The organism is Desulfatiglans sp., from assembly GCA_012513605.1.
Lineage (GTDB): Bacteria > Desulfobacterota > DSM-4660 > Desulfatiglandales > HGW-15 > JAAZBV01.
Map to the genome: position 1 here is coordinate 1 of JAAZBV010000116.1, position 15,901 is coordinate 15,901.

A 15,901-nucleotide genomic window follows, 5' to 3' on the forward strand; every position below is an offset into this window, starting at 1 on the left:
CAAGTAGTTACAAATTTGCGACCCCCTAACCATTTGATTTGTCAAGCAAATTCTACATCAACCTCTTTTTTTTATTTTATTTTTATTACCTTTTCTACCTGCAATTCCCTAACCGGAATTTATTGATCTGAAATTATTTTTTATATCAAGACTTTCTCCTCAAGTCAGTTTCTTCTATTAATTTCATATAGTTATAGATTTTTTATTTTTCAATCAGCCAATTATACTTCTGGCCCTGTTTTTGCTTTATAAATCACTAAAAACAAAACAGGGGGGAAATATGACAGGAATGAACTCTGAACATATATACAGGAAAGAAGATGTAGAAAAGGCCTATGACATGGGTCTTGAAAATGCCATTATGGTTCTTGAAAAATCCATCGGGCTATCGGTAAAGGGCCAGAGGGAGATGCTGAACTTGCTTAAAAGGATGCGCAATGAGAACAGGCTCAAACCATTTTTCCAAAAGGATTTTGTAACAGGATAATTGCCCATAATTTTTATCAGTTGAAAAATGGCCATAAAGTGAATAATAAGACCTCTAATTCCTATTAAAAATGAGGTCAGGGATTCAGGTGCGGAAGAGCAGAAAATTTATAATCACAGGCGGCCCCCATTCAGGAAAATCAAGCGTCATATCCTTGATTGAATCAAGAGGCATACAGGTGTTGCATGAAACAGCAAGGCTTATCATCATGGAGGATCAGATGGAAAGGGATGCTGACCCCTTATTCAAACAGCTATACCCCTGGGAAGACCAGCAGATATTCTGCCGCCGCTGCCATGAAAGACAAAAGGAGAGGGAAAAGGGGTTAAAAGAGGGGCTTGCTGTGCTGGATCGATCAATCATAGATAACCTCGCTTATGCAGTTGTAGCAGGGATAGAGCTTGATAAAATCATATACGCTGATATTGCTGCTGCCCATTATGAGAGGAAGGTATTCTATTTTGAGCTTCTCGATCAATATACTATGGATGACCAGAGAAAGGATACCCCCGAACAGGTTAATTCGGTTCACAGGGAGATATACAAGGCATACAGTGGCCTGGGTTTTGAGATGATAACCGTGCCCATCTTTTCCACGGATATGGATATAAATATCCAAAAACGCTCAGACATGGTGCTTGACCATATCATAAAAACACCTCAATCAAGTCCAGTCGCCATTTGACATTTTTAAAACCGATCTATATAAATACGCCCTGCCATTTTGCTGGCATTAGAAAAATATTAATTAGATCCGCTACTCTTCATAAAAAGGAAGGGGTGGAGGAATAAGGAGTAAGAAATGTCCTGTGAAAAGAGCCCGAACCAATTTTCGGGGGCTGAAAGATATGTGCTGGATGATGAACTTGCAGAGATCATAAATATCACAATGGCCCTAGAGATGCCACTCCTGTTAAAGGGTGAACCGGGCACAGGCAAGACAATGCTTGCCCATGCCATTTCTGAATCACTCAATATGAGGCTTATTGTCCTCAATGTGAAGTCAAGCATGAAGCTGGTTGATGCACTGTACCAGTATGACACACTCACCCGCCTTAATGACAGCAGGTTTGGCGATTCAAAGAGGGATGTGAGTAACATCGAGGAGTATATCAGGATGGGCAGGATCGGCCAGGCGTTTACAGCGGGTGAAAAGGTCGTTCTCCTGATAGACGAGATAGACAAGGCCGATACAGATTTTCAGGATGACATGCTGGATGTGCTTGACCAGATGGAATTTGATATCATGGAGATAGATAAAACCATTAAGGCAAAACACCGCCCTGTTATTATAATTACATCGAACGCTAAAAAGGACCTCTCTGACCCGTTCCTTGGACGCTGCAATTTTCATCATATCGCCTTTCCTGAACCGGATATGATGGAGAAAATAGTAAGGGTGCATTTCCCTGACATAGATAAGGAGCTGCTCCAGAACGCGGTAGAATCATTCTACAGGCTAAGGGAGATTAATGGCATAGAAAAGAGGCCTGCCACAAGGGAGCTTATCAACTGGATAAGGGCCCTGCGCTCTGACCCTGATTTCAGGGCAAAAGACCTTGTGAAGGGCAAGGCCCCATACCTGGGAATTCTTTTTAAAAAGAGCCCGGATTATGCAGTGGCAAGGAATGTGAGGATGAGATAAGGCACAAGGTACAAGGCGCAAGGCACAAGGAAAGACATTCCCTGCGCCCTGCACCCTGAGCCTTGAGCCGGTTGATCGAAGCTACAAGGTTATAAATTTTGACATAGCCAATTAATAAGAATTTAAATCGGAGTACCACCCTTGTTCACCACCTTCTTCTATACCCTTAAAAATGCCGGCATACCGGTTTCGCCCACATCCTTTCTCAGGCTGCAAAAGGCGTTAACTATGGGTCTTGTCAGTTCTCTTAATGACTTTTATACGGCAGCACGCACAATACTGGTAAAGAGCGAGAGATACTTTGATCTTTATGATCAGGTCTTTGCCCACCACTTTGAAGGTGCGGAACTGAAAGACCCGGATGAGGCCATAATATCTGATATGGCAAGGGCGTTACTTAATGAATGGTTAAAAAACCCGAAAGAGGTGGCAAATGCCCTTGGCATTGATGAATCAAAACTCAAAAACATGACACCTGAAGAGCTTATAAAATATTTTATGGAGAGGTTGAAGGATCAGACAGAGGAACATCACGGCGGGAATAAATGGATAGGCACTGGCGGTACATCCCCTGTTGGCCATTCAGGTTATCATCCGGGTGGCATGAGGGTGGGTGGCATATCAAAGAACCGGTCTGCTGTAAAGGTTGCAATGGACAGGCGCTATCGTGATTATTCTCAGGAGGGCCCCATTACTCAAGCCCAGATGGGTGAGGCCCTTAAACGACTCAGGAACATGGTACCTGAAGGGCCAAAAGACCAGATAAATATTGATGAAAGCATATACCGCACCATGAAAAATGCAGGGGAGATCGAGATCGTATTTGATAAAAGCCTGAGGGACAGACTCAAGATCATACTTGCAATAGATAATGGCGGCTGGTCAATGGAGCCCTACATTGATATTGTGCGAACCCTTTTCTATTATTCAAGGGCGCAGTTCAAGGATATAAAGACCTTCTTTTTTCACAATACGATCTATGACCGTCTGTGGGAAGACCCTTCAAGGATGAGAAAACCCTTTCCGGTTAATGACCTTGTAAAGCTTGACCCGGAAACAAGGTTTATCATTGTTGGTGATGCCAGCATGGCCCCATATGAACTCATGGCCCAGGACGGCTCCATATACTTTGAAGAATATTCCGGCATGCCGAGTTACAGGAGATTAGAGTTTATAGCAGACACATTCCCCCACAGTGTATGGCTCAACCCCAGACTTGAAGCCCACTGGTCATATACCCATACCATAGGCATGATAAGGGAGATATTTCCAATGTTTGAACTCACCCTTGACGGCCTTGAAAAGGCTGTGACCTACATGATGCATAAGAGCTGATCCCTTTTTAACGCAGCGCAGCCTTGATCTTTTCAGTGGTCTCCTTGATCTTATCCATATTTCCTGGCGTTATCTCCCAGCGTGCAACAGGTAGCGGAGGGGTATTCTCATATCTGGGCATAAGATGAAGATGGTAATGGAATACAGCCTGCCCCACGCTTTTGCCATTAAGCTGCATTGCCACAACACCTGTGGGTTTGAGCGCCTTTTTAATGGCATCCATTATCTTTTTTGATGCAAGATGAACAGCGACGAGGGATTCAGCATCTATCTCCCACAGATCCTGTGCATGCCTTTTGGGGATAACAAGGGTATGCCCTTCTGAAATAGGGTTTATATCCTCAAAGGCATATACATTCTCATCCTCATATACCTTGAAGCTCGGTATTTCACCTTTTATTATTTTACAGAAAATACAATTTTCCATTTTTATCCTCCTTTTACAAAGGGTGTTACAGGGTCACATCCCCTGTATTTTTATGATACCGAGGATATAAAAAGTTTATGATAATTACAAGAGGTGAATAGTATTGTTGAGATGTGGTATGACGATCTTGATTCATTCAAAAGGGCAATGGATTTTATACATTCGGATGCAGGTAAAGAGCTTGTAATAGATGGTGAAAAATTTATCGAAATGAGGCACGGGGGATTCTGGATCGTAAAAGAGCATGTTATCCTTGATAAGATAAAGAAATGAGAGATAAGCATGTAACTTCGTCTCAAAAATAACGACTATCCCATAGAAAGGGCGCAAGGCTTCAGGCGCAGGGCGCAAGGAAAACATAATTATTTTGTATGGGCACCTGCCTGGCTCGCCGTAGCTTTAGCGAAGGAGGCTGCATGCAGTGAAAGGTTCCAGAGGGCATTAATCCGGTATTCAACTTTTCACAGAGGATCAATATGGCTCAAAACAATAAAGTAAAGGTTATCTCATTTTTATTTATGATTATCCTTGTTGTGCTTTTAAATGGCTGCAAAGAACCTGTGGAGTTACAGAGCAAATGGCTTGATAGAAGGATTGTAATTGATGGGGATGATATAGACTGGGCCAACTATCCATATTTTTACGACAAAAAGACTCAAAGCTGTCTGGGTCTTTATAATGACAGCGAAAATATCTATATCCATTTCCAGACAATGGACAGGGACATACAGAAGCAGATTGAACGCATGGGGCTGACTATCTGATTTAATAAAGAGGGCAACAAGGAAAAGGAGGTCGGGCTCTGCTTTCCTGCAGGTGGCGGCCCTGGCAGATTCGGTGCGTCTCCCAAAAGAGATAACAATATGCCCGGGCCATCTCCAGAGATGCCTGAAGAGATCTCGGCTCATCCGGCCGAAGAAATGGAAGTTAAGGAAATGTCCGCTTCAAAGATAACGCCCCGTGGCCCCATAATGGATGCTATGTTAAAGATCATGACAGGCGAAGAGGATGAAGGTTATGCATGTAATCTTGAAAAGGCAGCAAAAATGGGTATAGAGGTAAAGAGCAAAATAGATGATAAGAACAGGTTTATCTATGAACTTAAAATGCCTTTTGTTGAAAAAGAGAACACCGCCTTTTTTATCACACCCTCTGCCTTAAACCAGATAGGCATGGGTATAATGACCGAAGGGATGAAACGGGGTGGCCCGCCTCAGGGAATGGGTGGAGGAGGTATGGATAGAGGCGGAAGAGGAGGCGGTGATATGCCTGGTGGCGGTGATATGGGTGGTCGAGGGCCTATGGGAGGTGGCATGGGCGGAATGGGTGGCGGTAAAGGCGGAGGGCTTGGTGGCCCGATGGGCGGTTCAGATAAGGGTTCTCTGGAGATATGGTTCAAGATTACCCTTGCGCCAAAACCAATAGGCGATATGAATTAGCTGACCGCTGATCGCTGACTGCTGAAAGCTATACCTCCAGGTCATTAACAATATCTAACAGTGGCGTAATATGTTTGTGGGATATCTCTCCAAGTAGTGTCCTAAGAGACTTTAATGCAACCGGGATATATTTTTCAAAATAGGTTTTTCCCTGCCTTATGGATAAGAAGGAGTAGGCTCCCAGTGCCTGAAGGAGCCGCATGACTGCAATATATAAAAAATACCTTTCAAATGTTTCATAGGCGCTGGGGTTTGTTTTCTTCAGCAATGATGAGTATACGCTCTTGAGATAGCTTCTTTCATCTGTGGCTAGATCAACATAGGGGTCATAAAGAAGGGATGCAAGGTCATAGACAAGTGGGCCAAGCCTTGCACCCTGCCAGTCAAGTAGGGCAATCCCCTCATCCCGGCACATGATATTACGCGACTGAAAATCCCTGTAAAGCAGGAAGCCTTTATCCGCTTTGTCCGCCTCCGCTATTATATATTCAAATGATTCATCCAGCACGGAAAGATCAATATTCGTTTTAATATAATCTCTTAAAAATGCATCCCTGAAATACCATGCCTCCTTTTCTCTCATGAGCGCTGCATCATAACAGGGGGTCTGACAGCACCATGATGTATCAAAACCTTCTCTCCCTTTTACCTGTAGTTTCAGGAGGGTTTCAATTACATCCTCATATAAAGCTATCCTGTTATGGCTGCTGCCTTTAAGTGCCTCCTCCTGAAGGGTAATATCTCCCATGTCTTCCAGAATAAAAAACCCCTTATCAAGGTCATGCCTTATGATCTGAGGGAGAGGCAGGCCCTTTGAGCGTATGTGGTTTCCTATCTTAAGATATGCATAGTTCTCTTTTTTGAGAAACTCATCATTGGGCGTGTTCTGCATAAGGATAAAGGTTTGTTTTGCCTCCGCAGGTTTAAGCCTATGGAAGAGCCTTTTTGAACCGTCACCTGCAATGGGTGATATTATATAGTTTTCTACCGGGAGACCGGATTCCTTTAAAAAGGATTTTATAAAATTTGTTCTTTCAGTAATATTTTTCATATCTACCATAATTATCTTTTTTTACCCTGAGCCCTGAGCCTTGTACCTTTAATAATATACCGGTTTTAAAATCAACATAAATTTGACGCCCCATATTCAAAAAAAATGACGTTTCCTGCCAAATATTTCTCCTTTGCTGTCAGCTCTTTTCCTCTGCATGGTCTTAAAGTTAATATTTCTATTAATAATCAATGAGATACAGTAATTTCCCTTTGCTTCAAAACTGGCCATAAAATTTAGCCTTCAAGGGTATGCTTTTTGCAGAATCATAGCCGGGCAAACCATGTTTTAACCTTTTATGAGATTAGTATGGATATATATGTAGCCAGGCAACCCATATTTGATCAGAAGAAAAAGATATTCGGTTATGAGCTGCTCTTTAGAGACAGCATGGAAAACCTGTTTTCAGGTATTGATGGAAATGCTGCAACATCAAAGGTGCTTTCAAACAGCTTCTTTAATATAGGTATGGATAAACTTATTGGCAAAGGGGTGGCCTTTATCAACTTTACAGAAGAACTTCTCGTTAACCAGGTACCGAAACTCTTTTCCAGCAAGCAGCTTGTTATTGAGGTTCTTGAGGATGTAAAGGCGGAGAAAGCAGTGGTTGAATCATGCATTGAGCTGTCAAAGCTGGGTTACACAATCGCCCTTGATGATTTTTCCTATAGCGAAGCCCTCATACCCCTTATTGAGGTTGCAGATATCATCAAGTTTGATTTCAGGGCAACACCTCCTGATGAAATTTCGAAATCCATGGATAAACTGAGCAAATATGACCTCATGCTTCTTGCTGAAAAGGTTGAGACGCATGAAGAGTTTAATCAGGCGCTTGAAATGGGTTTTAAATACTTCCAGGGCTATTTTTTCAGCAAGCCCGAGGTGATTGAGGGGAGGGATATCTCACCTGCAAAGATAAACCTGCTCCAGATCATGGCAGAGGTAAACCAGCCTGATTTTGAATTTTCAAAGGTGGAGGAGATCATATCAAAGGATGTCTCCCTTTCATATAAACTGATGCGATATATCAACTCGGCATATTACAGGCGGGTTAATGAGATATCATCTATTAAACAGGCCATATTAATGCTCGGTGAAAGAGGGATAAGAAGCTTTCTATCCCTTATTGCAATGGCAAAACTCTCAGACAACAAGCCTGATGAGCTGATACGCACATCGGTAATAAGGGCTAAATTCTGTGAATTGATGGCAAGATATTTAGAGTCATACAAGAATGCATCAGAGCTTTTTACCCTTGGGATATTTTCATCCATTGATGCCATCCTTGATGACACAATGGAAAATGTCATGGCAAAACTGCCCCTCTCTGAAAACATCAAGGATGCCCTTATAAAGAATACTGGTGAATTATCCTACTGCCTTGAAATGGCAAAGAGCTATGAAAGGGGCGACTGGGAACAGCTTAACGAACTTGCAAAGGATCATAAGGTTAATCAGGAAAAACTCCCCCAGTCTTTTCTTGAGGCAATAACCTGGGCCGATGCTATAACCGAAACTTGATTTTTATCAATAATTGTACCTTACAGCAATGAAAACATTTGTATTTTCTTGAAACTGTCCAAAAAAGGTATGCGGATTTTCTCCCCCAAATATATTTGCCCCCACTTCGCCTTTCAGGTCGTCTGTAAATTTATAGCTGATATTGGGCCTTATGTAAAAATCCTGATCAGATGGAGAGTAGTATGTGAACAGTGAGCATGTAAGATTCTGATTCAACAATAATCTGGTAATTCTTAATGTAAAAAGATGGCGATCCTCATCAGCCACTGGAGCGCCTGGAGCAAGTGTATTCAGATATGCATCATGATCCATCATATGCTCAAGATAATACTGAAGCCCCGCAGTAAGGTCTGATGCAACCATTGGGAGATCCTGCTCATAGCCCAGTAAAAAGCGAAACTGGCTGTTGTTGATAAATGGATTATTTCCATTGCTGTCATCCCGCGAATCATAATAGCCTGCCTCAATGTTTCCTATGCCTTTGCCTGCCTGCCCTCTTATGCTTGCGCCATATACATTAAGCCCAGGGAATATGTGTCTTAATGTGGATGGGTCCATTCCACCAGGGCTTTTCCAGTAACCATGATAGCCATAGAGTGCGACCTCATTGCCATTTATATTTTTTGAAAACCTCACTGCCACTTCATAATCATTAAGCCAGTTATCAGGTCTTTCTGGATTAATTATGCTGTCTCTCCCTGCTGTGCGGTAACCGTTCCAGTATGAGAGTCTTTCGCCAGTGATATACCTGTCAGGATCAAACCTTGGTGAAAATACAATATCCATATTGATTATTCCGGTATAGATACCGGCCTTGACTGCATCTGACGGCGCCTTGAGGTACTCAGTGTCCCTGCCCAGAAGAAATGACTGCCAGTCCTTTGGAAACATGTCATTTATAAAAAGCAGATCACCGGTTCCCCATGTGAGTATCTGGCGGCCTGCCTTTATGTCCATAATATCAAAAAGAGAAAATGAGGCGGACAGCTCCCTCAGATCAATGAACCCTTTGCCCTTTTCAAGGTGAACTGAATGATCCTCAGCCACAGCATCATAGTAAAAATCAGTGCTGTTCCTGATCAAGAACCTGCCAAGCTGCTTTTCTGTCTTGATCTGGAGCCGCATTTCACCAAGTGATGTATCCTTTTGATAGGGATCATTGTAAAGCCTGATGCCGCCCCGCACCTCAATAAATCCTGTCACTGAAGGGAGCAGGCCTTTGCTTGCATCTTTTCGGGGAGCGGTTATGTCAGATGAGGCACCGGACAACAATCCCCTTGGAAGGGCAGGGGCTGAGTTATTGCTTTCAGATGAGCTTTTTGATCCAAGCCCTGCGGGGAGGCCCGGCTGCGCTTTATTATCCGACTGTTGAGATGCTCTTCCCAGCCCCATTGGCAGAAGAGGGGCTTCGTCTGCGTATAGATGCTGAACCAATAGCATCAATATTAAAATTGAAAGAATAAAAGGCAATTTAATTTTCATTTTTCCATACCTGATAAAGATGATAAACTCATCGTGCCTGTACAAACGGGAGCCCATGGTGCTTTACAAAAAATAGATTCCCGCCTCCGAGGGGATGATGTGCTATGAATCTTAATTCAATAACATTAGGCACCCCTCCCCCTAAAGAAAAGACTGAATATTTAAAACCTGTTCACATATTTCATATTTAATCATTTTAAAAATTCCCTTGGCGGCCTTTTCAGATATCTCTCTGTGAAGATATCCTCAGTAAGCCCGATGTTATATCTGACATCCGAATATTCAAGTATTGTATATCCATTTGATTTAAGGTCTGTCATCTTTGACTTTGTAACAGTGGGGTATCCCTGAATATTGTCCACTGCAAGCACTTCATAAACACGATATTTATTATTCTCCCTGTCATAGTAATCAATCTTGACAACAGTGAAGCTCTCTTTGTGTATCCACATCTCAAAATAGGCAAATTCAACCATATCAGGATTTTTTGGAGTATTCTTCAACACATAGTAATCATTTGTGGTATTTGTGAGTTCATGCGTATCATCATTGATATTTCTGCCCGACACATCCTCATAGTAAAAGTGTGAACCCACAAAACTTGTCCTCTTGTCGGTCGAGGATATCCTTTTAACAAGGTCAAGCGCAGGGAGATACATCCACCGGTCATCATCCTTATCAAGATTTTTCCAGACCAGAAATACCGTCTTGTTAACGTCGGCAGGCCTGTCAAAATATGCATATATCTTCTGCCCGCCGCAATATTCATCTCCTTCTGTGCCTTTAGGATCAGGCTGATCCCATCTTAAGATGGTGAGCCTTCTTTCACGGGTCCTGCCCTGGCTGTCATATATGGTCATATTTACTTTGGCCTTCCCGTCTGTGCCCTGGTAATAGGCCACCCTGTTTGTATTATCAACAATCTTTGCAACATCTTTAAGATCAGCCCCTGCCCCGTAAAGCACGGTACCGGAAACAAGAAATAGGAGCGTGGACAATAGTATGATAGTTAGTGGAAATTTAGTTTTGTTATCAGCCATTTTTAATATCCTCCTGTGTATTAATCATTTTGCATTTTTCACGTCTTGACATTAAACCGCATCCAAGGGCCATAATCGGAATGATTATAAGACCCAGCCATGTGTATAAGGACCATGATTCAGGGGCAAAGGAATAAAGCGTAAGGGTTATAAGCGCCACGAGTGCTATTGATGACACAAGACAGGCGGCAAGGTTACAGCATTGTCCTGCAACCGGTTTTGCTTTAAAAAGCCTCTTTTCAAACACCTTCATAAGGGCAGGTAAAAGCAGAAGTGTGCCAACCCCTGATACAAGAAGTATTGATGCCAGCAATACCCCAACGGTTTTATAGGGTGTAAGAGGGGCAAGGAGCAGCGGCAGGAAGCCCACAGCTATAACTACTATGTTTTTAGTTATTGCCCTTGCAGGCTCAGAAAACACTGCAGAGACTGTCTGTGCCCATGACATAAATGATGTATACATCTGTCTGCTTCTTTCAAGAAAATGTATTGCAAAGTCTACTGCAAGCCCCAGTGTCATGGAACTTAACACAGCCACAGGCATGTCATAGTCTTTTCCGATTATGCCGATTGCGCCGTAGATTGCGCCTATTGTAATGGTAAGGGGTATCATGGAGAGCAGGCCCCACAGCGCTGACCTGAAGAGCACGGTCATCATCAGGAATACAACCAGGAAGCTTCCTGCAAAGGCCTCAAGCATACCCTTAACCATCTTCTGCTGCCACACCACATTTATATATGTGAGTCCGAACCACTCTATATTCATTGGAACAGGAGGCGGATTATTCTCCAGAAAACCATTTATCTCCTCCACAACCGCTGTCATGTCTTTGTTGTCACCGCTCTTAAGCTGTATCCATATGCTGCTTTTTCTGTAGTCAGGGGTGACAAAGTGCCACAGGTCATCGGGCCTGTGGCTTGACTGATAACTCATCATGCACTGTGCTACTGAATTTGAACTGTCCGGAATACGGTAGTAATCATGGCTACCCTCAAAGAGTTCCCTGTGCACCGTCTTTACTATATCGCTGAGAGAATTGGACTTCCCGACAATATTTGTTTTGAGCAGGGCACCCTGAATATTTGAGATATAATCCAGCACCTTTGGGTCTTTAAATATCTCACCCCTCTGTTTTTCCTCCTCTATAAAAAGGGCTGCATCCTCCCATGTATATACCTCTTCATCACCCGCGCCGCCGAGCTTATCATCAATGAACTCGGCTAACCTATCATACACAGTATCGGGATTATCTGCCCTCTTTACCGCCTCAGCAGCAGTGTTTATAAGCTGCGCAAAAATATTGTCTGCATCAGCGTGGCCCAGTTCCTGAACCCTTTTTTCGGCCCTCGCCTTGAAACCATTAATGAAATCTGCTGCATCATATTCTTCATCTCCAGCAGTCAGGGCAAGGTAGGCCATGTATGTGCCGCCAAAATGTTTGTTCAATACCCTGTCTGCCACACGTATGGGGTGAGAGCTGGAGAACCATTTTACCGGGTTGTCATTTATATTAATCAGGCTCATTCCATATATGGAGATGATGATCAGCAGGACAATAATGGTAAGTATGGTTTTTGCCCGCCTGTAGGTAAATTTGCTCAGACTGATCAGGAACCTGCCGGTTAATGTTGATGCCTCGTGTTCGTCGGGTGCGTGGATTGCACCGAACTTTTCAAGTGTTTCAGGTTTAAGGAACATTACATATGCAGGAATAAAAATAATGGTCAGGACCCAGGCGACCATGATACCAAGGGCAACATATATACCGAATATCTGCACAGGAGGTATTGGCGTAAGAGCAAGCGATAAAAAGCCTGCGGCAGATGTGAGCGAAGTGTATAGCATGGGTGTGAACAGATCATCCATGACCCTTATCATGGTCTGTCTCCGGCTCTTTGTCTGCTGGTAGAGTTCAAAGAACTCACTTATAATGTGTATTGAGTCAAGCACTGCAATGGGCATAATAAAGATAGGGATCATGCTGCTCATTATGTGTACCGGAAACCCGGATATGATGAGGGCACCCATGGTAATTATTACCGACACCATGGCGACGATCATAGGAGATATTATAAGGACAAGTTTGCGGAAAAAGAGCAGCATGAGTATGAAAATGACAATCATGGCAGCGGGCGCAGAAACCGCCATCTGTATAAACATCTCCACTCCAAAAGTATCTTCTGCTACAGGAAGGCCTGTTATGTGGTACTGGTCATCACCATGAAATTCCGCCACCTTTTTCTGGATGGCTGAAGAGACCCTGTAGCTCAGCTCTTTATGTGTAAGAGGTATATAAATGGCCAGTGCTTTGCCATCCTCCGATACCAGGGTGCCGTTTAAAAAAGGTATGTTCTGGGCCTTTTCACGGACAGCTATGGCCTCTTCCCTTGTTTGAGGGGGTTTGGGCATGAGCCATTCAAACTTTACTACGCCAGGCCCTCCCTGTTCGATATTGTCCACTGTTGAAGGGGCAATAAGGTCTACCTCAACCACTCCCCTTTCTTCGCCATCTTCTGTCCAGGTAAGTGTCTTAATAAAATTTGTAAGTTCATAGATATTGGATAGTGTTTCAAGATTAAATACGCCATCAGGGTGCTTATCATTGACAACGCCTACAACAACCATGTCATAGAGCTGCAGATCCTTTTTCATACTGTCATTGAGCACCCTTACCGGCTCATCCGAAGGAAGCATGTTCTGGGGATCAGTGTCAACCCTTAATGGATTCAGGAAGGGGAATGTCTTCGGAAAAACAGATGGAAGGGCCGCCAGCAGGATAACAATTAGCGTTATGAGCACCATGATTGTTGTTATCAACCTATATTTTCTTATGGAATAACCTGTTATTTTGTCCTTTATTTCCATTTTGGTCCCCCTCCTCCGGTATTTAAGATTTGAAATTTCAGATTTCAAATCTTAAATGATAATTTTTGAATCTTGAATTTTGAATCTTACATCCCTTAACCTTGTGCCTTGCACCCTATTTTACACACACCTTTCTAACCTGCTGAATATCTGTGAGGCCAAGGAACACCTTTCTTATACCATCCTGCATAAGGGTTGTCATACCATCCTTGATGGCCTGCTCCCTTAATGCCTCCATCTTTGCCTTCTCCTGAATGAGATTACGCATGCGATCTGTACCATCGAGGAGCTCAATAATACCTGTCCTGCCCTTATAACCTGTATTATTGCATTTTTCGCATCCCTTTGCCCTGTATAGTTTAAGGTCATCTGTATAGGCAGTGCCGAGCGCATCAAAATCACCCGCATATGCCCTTACAAGGTCATCGTATTCCTTTTTATCAGGGTGATAGGGCTCCTTGCACGCCTTGCAGAGTGTCCTTACAAGCCTCTGTGCAAGTATTCCCAGGATGGCATCGGCGAAATTAAAGGAGTCCATCCCCATATCGAGGAGCCTTGTGATGGTCTCGGGCGCACTGTTTGTGTGGAGTGTGCTGAAGACCAGGTGGCCTGTAAGAGATGCCTCTATACCGGTCGAAACAGTCTCATGATCACGCATCTCACCAACCATGATCACATCAGGGTCTGCCCTCAAAAATGAACGCATGGCAGCAGCAAAATCAAACCCGATTTTTGGCAGCACCTGCACCTGTCTTAACCCCTTCTGGGTGATCTCAACAGGATCTTCTGCTGTCCATATCTTTGTATCCGGTTTGTTTATATAATGTAATGCAGCATGGAGAGTTGTGGTTTTACCGCTCCCGGTAGGTCCAACAACAAGGACTATCCCGTATGGTTGTGAAATAAGATGGGTGAACAGCTTATAATTTCTTTCACTAAAACCCATTGCATCAAGCGGGATAGGTTCGCCCGCAGCGAGGATACGCATTACAACATCCTCTTCACCGCCAACAGTTGGGATTGTTGCAACCCTGAGTTCTATATCAAGCGAGGCGAATTTTTTGAATTTGATCTTGCCGTCCTGGGGTTTTCTTCTTTCAGAAATATCAAGCTCAGACATGATCTTTATCCTGGATACGATCGCCCTTTTATAATGATACGGTATGGTCTGATATTTAGCGCAAGACCCGTCTACCCTGAATCGTATCTCAGCCCCTGACTTTCCAGGGTATGGCTCAACATGGATATCCGATGCATTCTTTTTGTATCCGTCTGTTATGATCTTATTTACAAGCTGGACAATAGCGCTGTCATCCTCTGTCATCATCTCGGTTGAGTCATCATCAGCATCAACTGCATCAGTATCAAGTTTTGCCATGATATCATGTATAGAGTCGCTCTCCACAACCTGGGGGGTGCCGTAAAAGTAATCAAGAAACCGGATTATATCATCCCTTAAACCCACACAGAACTCATAGGTCGCTGCCTGTATAAGGCTCTTTATGCTGTCAACCTTGTCAAGGCGCTGTGGGTTATCTATGAGTATCTTCACCCTGCCCCCTTCCCTTGATAGCGGCACCCATAAATTGTTTTTAAGGTAAACATGTTTGAGCCTTGCAAGAAGATCACCGGGGATCGGAAAATTGCTGTCATAGGGCACATAGTCACAGCCATAGAATTCACCCAGGGATTTCCCAATATCATTTTTCTTCACCTTGAAGTCATTAATAAACACGGTTTCAATTGAAACCTTCTGTTCCCTTGCCATTATAATGGCCTGTTCAAGCTCCTTTTCTGTTATCAGGCTGTTATTTATCAAATAGTCAAACCGCGTCTTTTTCCGGGTTTTCTGGACGAGTTTTATCTGGTTATAAAAGGCAATACCCAGCACCTTGGCCATTTCAATCGCAGAATTCTGGTCTTCAAGGGTAAACCTGTCGCCATTGTTTTTGTTTATAAGCTGGAGCACACCGATAATTGTATTCTTGAAAAATATGGGCACAGTGAGTACCTGCTTTGTCCTGAAGCTGTTTTTTTCGTCCCAGCTCCTGTCAAAGGTGAGCGCCCTGTTGATCATGGATAGTTCATGGCCGTCATAGGCGTTTAATATGTTTGTCACCTGCGCATTATTGGCGGTGTAGCCGGCTATGCTCTCATTGTTTATGGGCACTCGGATCTCTTTTGGTGTGGCGCCTCCTGCCTTAAGACGCTGGTAAAGCTCCTTTCTTTTATGATCAATCACATATATGCTGATCCTCTCTGTATTAAAGAGGCTCAGGATCTGGCTGTTAAGGTTGAGAAATATCTCATCCATGTCCCTTGCGGAGTGGATCTGGTTGGCAATGTCGTTTAGCGCCTTGTAGTAAGATAACTTTTCTTTTTGAGCTGTAGTGTCCTTTGTTTCGTCTGACATGGCAGTTCCCCTCACCGTGTTAGAAAACCTGTTGAAAAACTACACTAAAAATACTTTAGAATTGCTGCTAACAATCAATAATATTTTTTTCATGAACCAGTGATTTTCACCCTGTAAACTGCCAGAAATAATAGTTTATTTAAGCCAAAAATAAAAGGTAAAAAGAAAAGCTCCTTACCTCGCTTCTGATTCTCC

The 15,901-nt window shown here is 43.2% G+C and carries 14 protein-coding genes; 8 read left to right on the top strand and 6 right to left on the bottom strand.

Going from position 1 to position 15,901, the window contains the following annotated elements; genetic code table 11:
• Window positions 1–280: 280 nt before the first annotated feature.
• The 4 genes from GX654_15575 (at window position 281) to GX654_15590 (ending at window position 3,467) form a co-directional block, all read left to right on the top strand.
• A complete protein-coding gene (locus tag GX654_15575; protein ID NLD38282.1) occupies window positions 281–487 on the top strand; it encodes a hypothetical protein in 207 nt (68 codons plus the stop codon).
• Between the two features lie 88 nt (window positions 488–575).
• Window positions 576–1,172, top strand: a complete 597-nt coding sequence (locus GX654_15580; GenBank protein ID NLD38283.1) for an AAA family ATPase — start codon at window positions 576–578, stop codon at window positions 1,170–1,172.
• A 117-nt stretch (window positions 1,173–1,289) separates the two neighbouring features.
• Entirely contained in the window at window positions 1,290–2,132 is an 843-nt protein-coding gene (locus GX654_15585; protein NLD38284.1) for a MoxR family ATPase, read from the top strand.
• Between the two features lie 141 nt (window positions 2,133–2,273).
• The gene (locus tag GX654_15590) at window positions 2,274–3,467 is read left to right on the top strand and encodes a hypothetical protein (GenBank protein ID NLD38285.1); all 1,194 of its coding nucleotides are present in this window, start codon (window positions 2,274–2,276) and stop codon (window positions 3,465–3,467) included.
• Window positions 3,468–3,474: 7 nt separating this feature from the next.
• Here GX654_15590 and GX654_15595 read toward each other — a convergent pair whose 3' ends face one another.
• Entirely contained in the window at window positions 3,475–3,894 is a 420-nt protein-coding gene (locus tag GX654_15595; protein NLD38286.1) for an HIT family protein, read from the bottom strand.
• 93 nt (window positions 3,895–3,987) lie between these two features.
• Here GX654_15595 and GX654_15600 point away from each other — a divergent pair, with 93 nt between their 5' ends.
• From GX654_15600 to GX654_15610, 3 genes are all read left to right on the top strand, one after another.
• On the top strand, window positions 3,988–4,167 hold the full coding sequence (locus GX654_15600) for a hypothetical protein (protein NLD38287.1): 180 nt from the start codon (window positions 3,988–3,990) through the stop codon (window positions 4,165–4,167).
• Window positions 4,168–4,370: 203 nt separating this feature from the next.
• Window positions 4,371–4,658, top strand: coding sequence for a hypothetical protein (locus GX654_15605; GenBank protein ID NLD38288.1), 288 nt, complete (start codon window positions 4,371–4,373; stop codon window positions 4,656–4,658).
• Between the two features lie 99 nt (window positions 4,659–4,757).
• Window positions 4,758–5,333, top strand: coding sequence for a hypothetical protein (locus tag GX654_15610; GenBank protein ID NLD38289.1), 576 nt, complete (start codon window positions 4,758–4,760; stop codon window positions 5,331–5,333).
• A 28-nt stretch (window positions 5,334–5,361) separates the two neighbouring features.
• Here the strand turns inward: GX654_15610 and GX654_15615 are convergent, their stop codons facing one another.
• Entirely contained in the window at window positions 5,362–6,393 is a 1,032-nt protein-coding gene (locus GX654_15615) for a phosphotransferase (GenBank protein NLD38290.1), read from the bottom strand.
• A 300-nt stretch (window positions 6,394–6,693) separates the two neighbouring features.
• On the opposite strand from GX654_15615, the gene GX654_15620 reads away from it, so the two are divergent.
• Window positions 6,694–7,905 carry an HDOD domain-containing protein gene (locus tag GX654_15620; protein ID NLD38291.1) on the top strand — a complete coding sequence of 404 codons (1,212 nt, stop codon included), beginning with the start codon at window positions 6,694–6,696 and terminating at the stop codon, window positions 7,903–7,905.
• A 6-nt stretch (window positions 7,906–7,911) separates the two neighbouring features.
• Here the strand turns inward: GX654_15620 and GX654_15625 are convergent, their stop codons facing one another.
• From GX654_15625 to tadA, 4 genes are all read right to left on the bottom strand, one after another.
• Window positions 7,912–9,387, bottom strand: coding sequence for a hypothetical protein (locus tag GX654_15625; protein ID NLD38292.1), 1,476 nt, complete (start codon window positions 9,385–9,387; stop codon window positions 7,912–7,914).
• Window positions 9,388–9,578: 191 nt separating this feature from the next.
• Window positions 9,579–10,427, bottom strand: a complete 849-nt coding sequence (locus tag GX654_15630; GenBank protein ID NLD38293.1) for an outer membrane lipoprotein-sorting protein — start codon at window positions 10,425–10,427, stop codon at window positions 9,579–9,581.
• A complete protein-coding gene (locus GX654_15635) occupies window positions 10,420–13,293 on the bottom strand; it encodes an MMPL family transporter (GenBank protein NLD38294.1) in 2,874 nt (957 codons plus the stop codon). The genes GX654_15630 and GX654_15635 overlap by 8 nt, the downstream gene beginning before the upstream one ends.
• Before the next feature lie 115 nt (window positions 13,294–13,408).
• Window positions 13,409–15,706: a Flp pilus assembly complex ATPase component TadA gene (tadA, locus tag GX654_15640; GenBank protein NLD38295.1), complete on the bottom strand. Its 2,298-nt coding sequence runs from the start codon at window positions 15,704–15,706 to the stop codon at window positions 13,409–13,411.
• Window positions 15,707–15,901 lie beyond the last annotated feature (195 nt).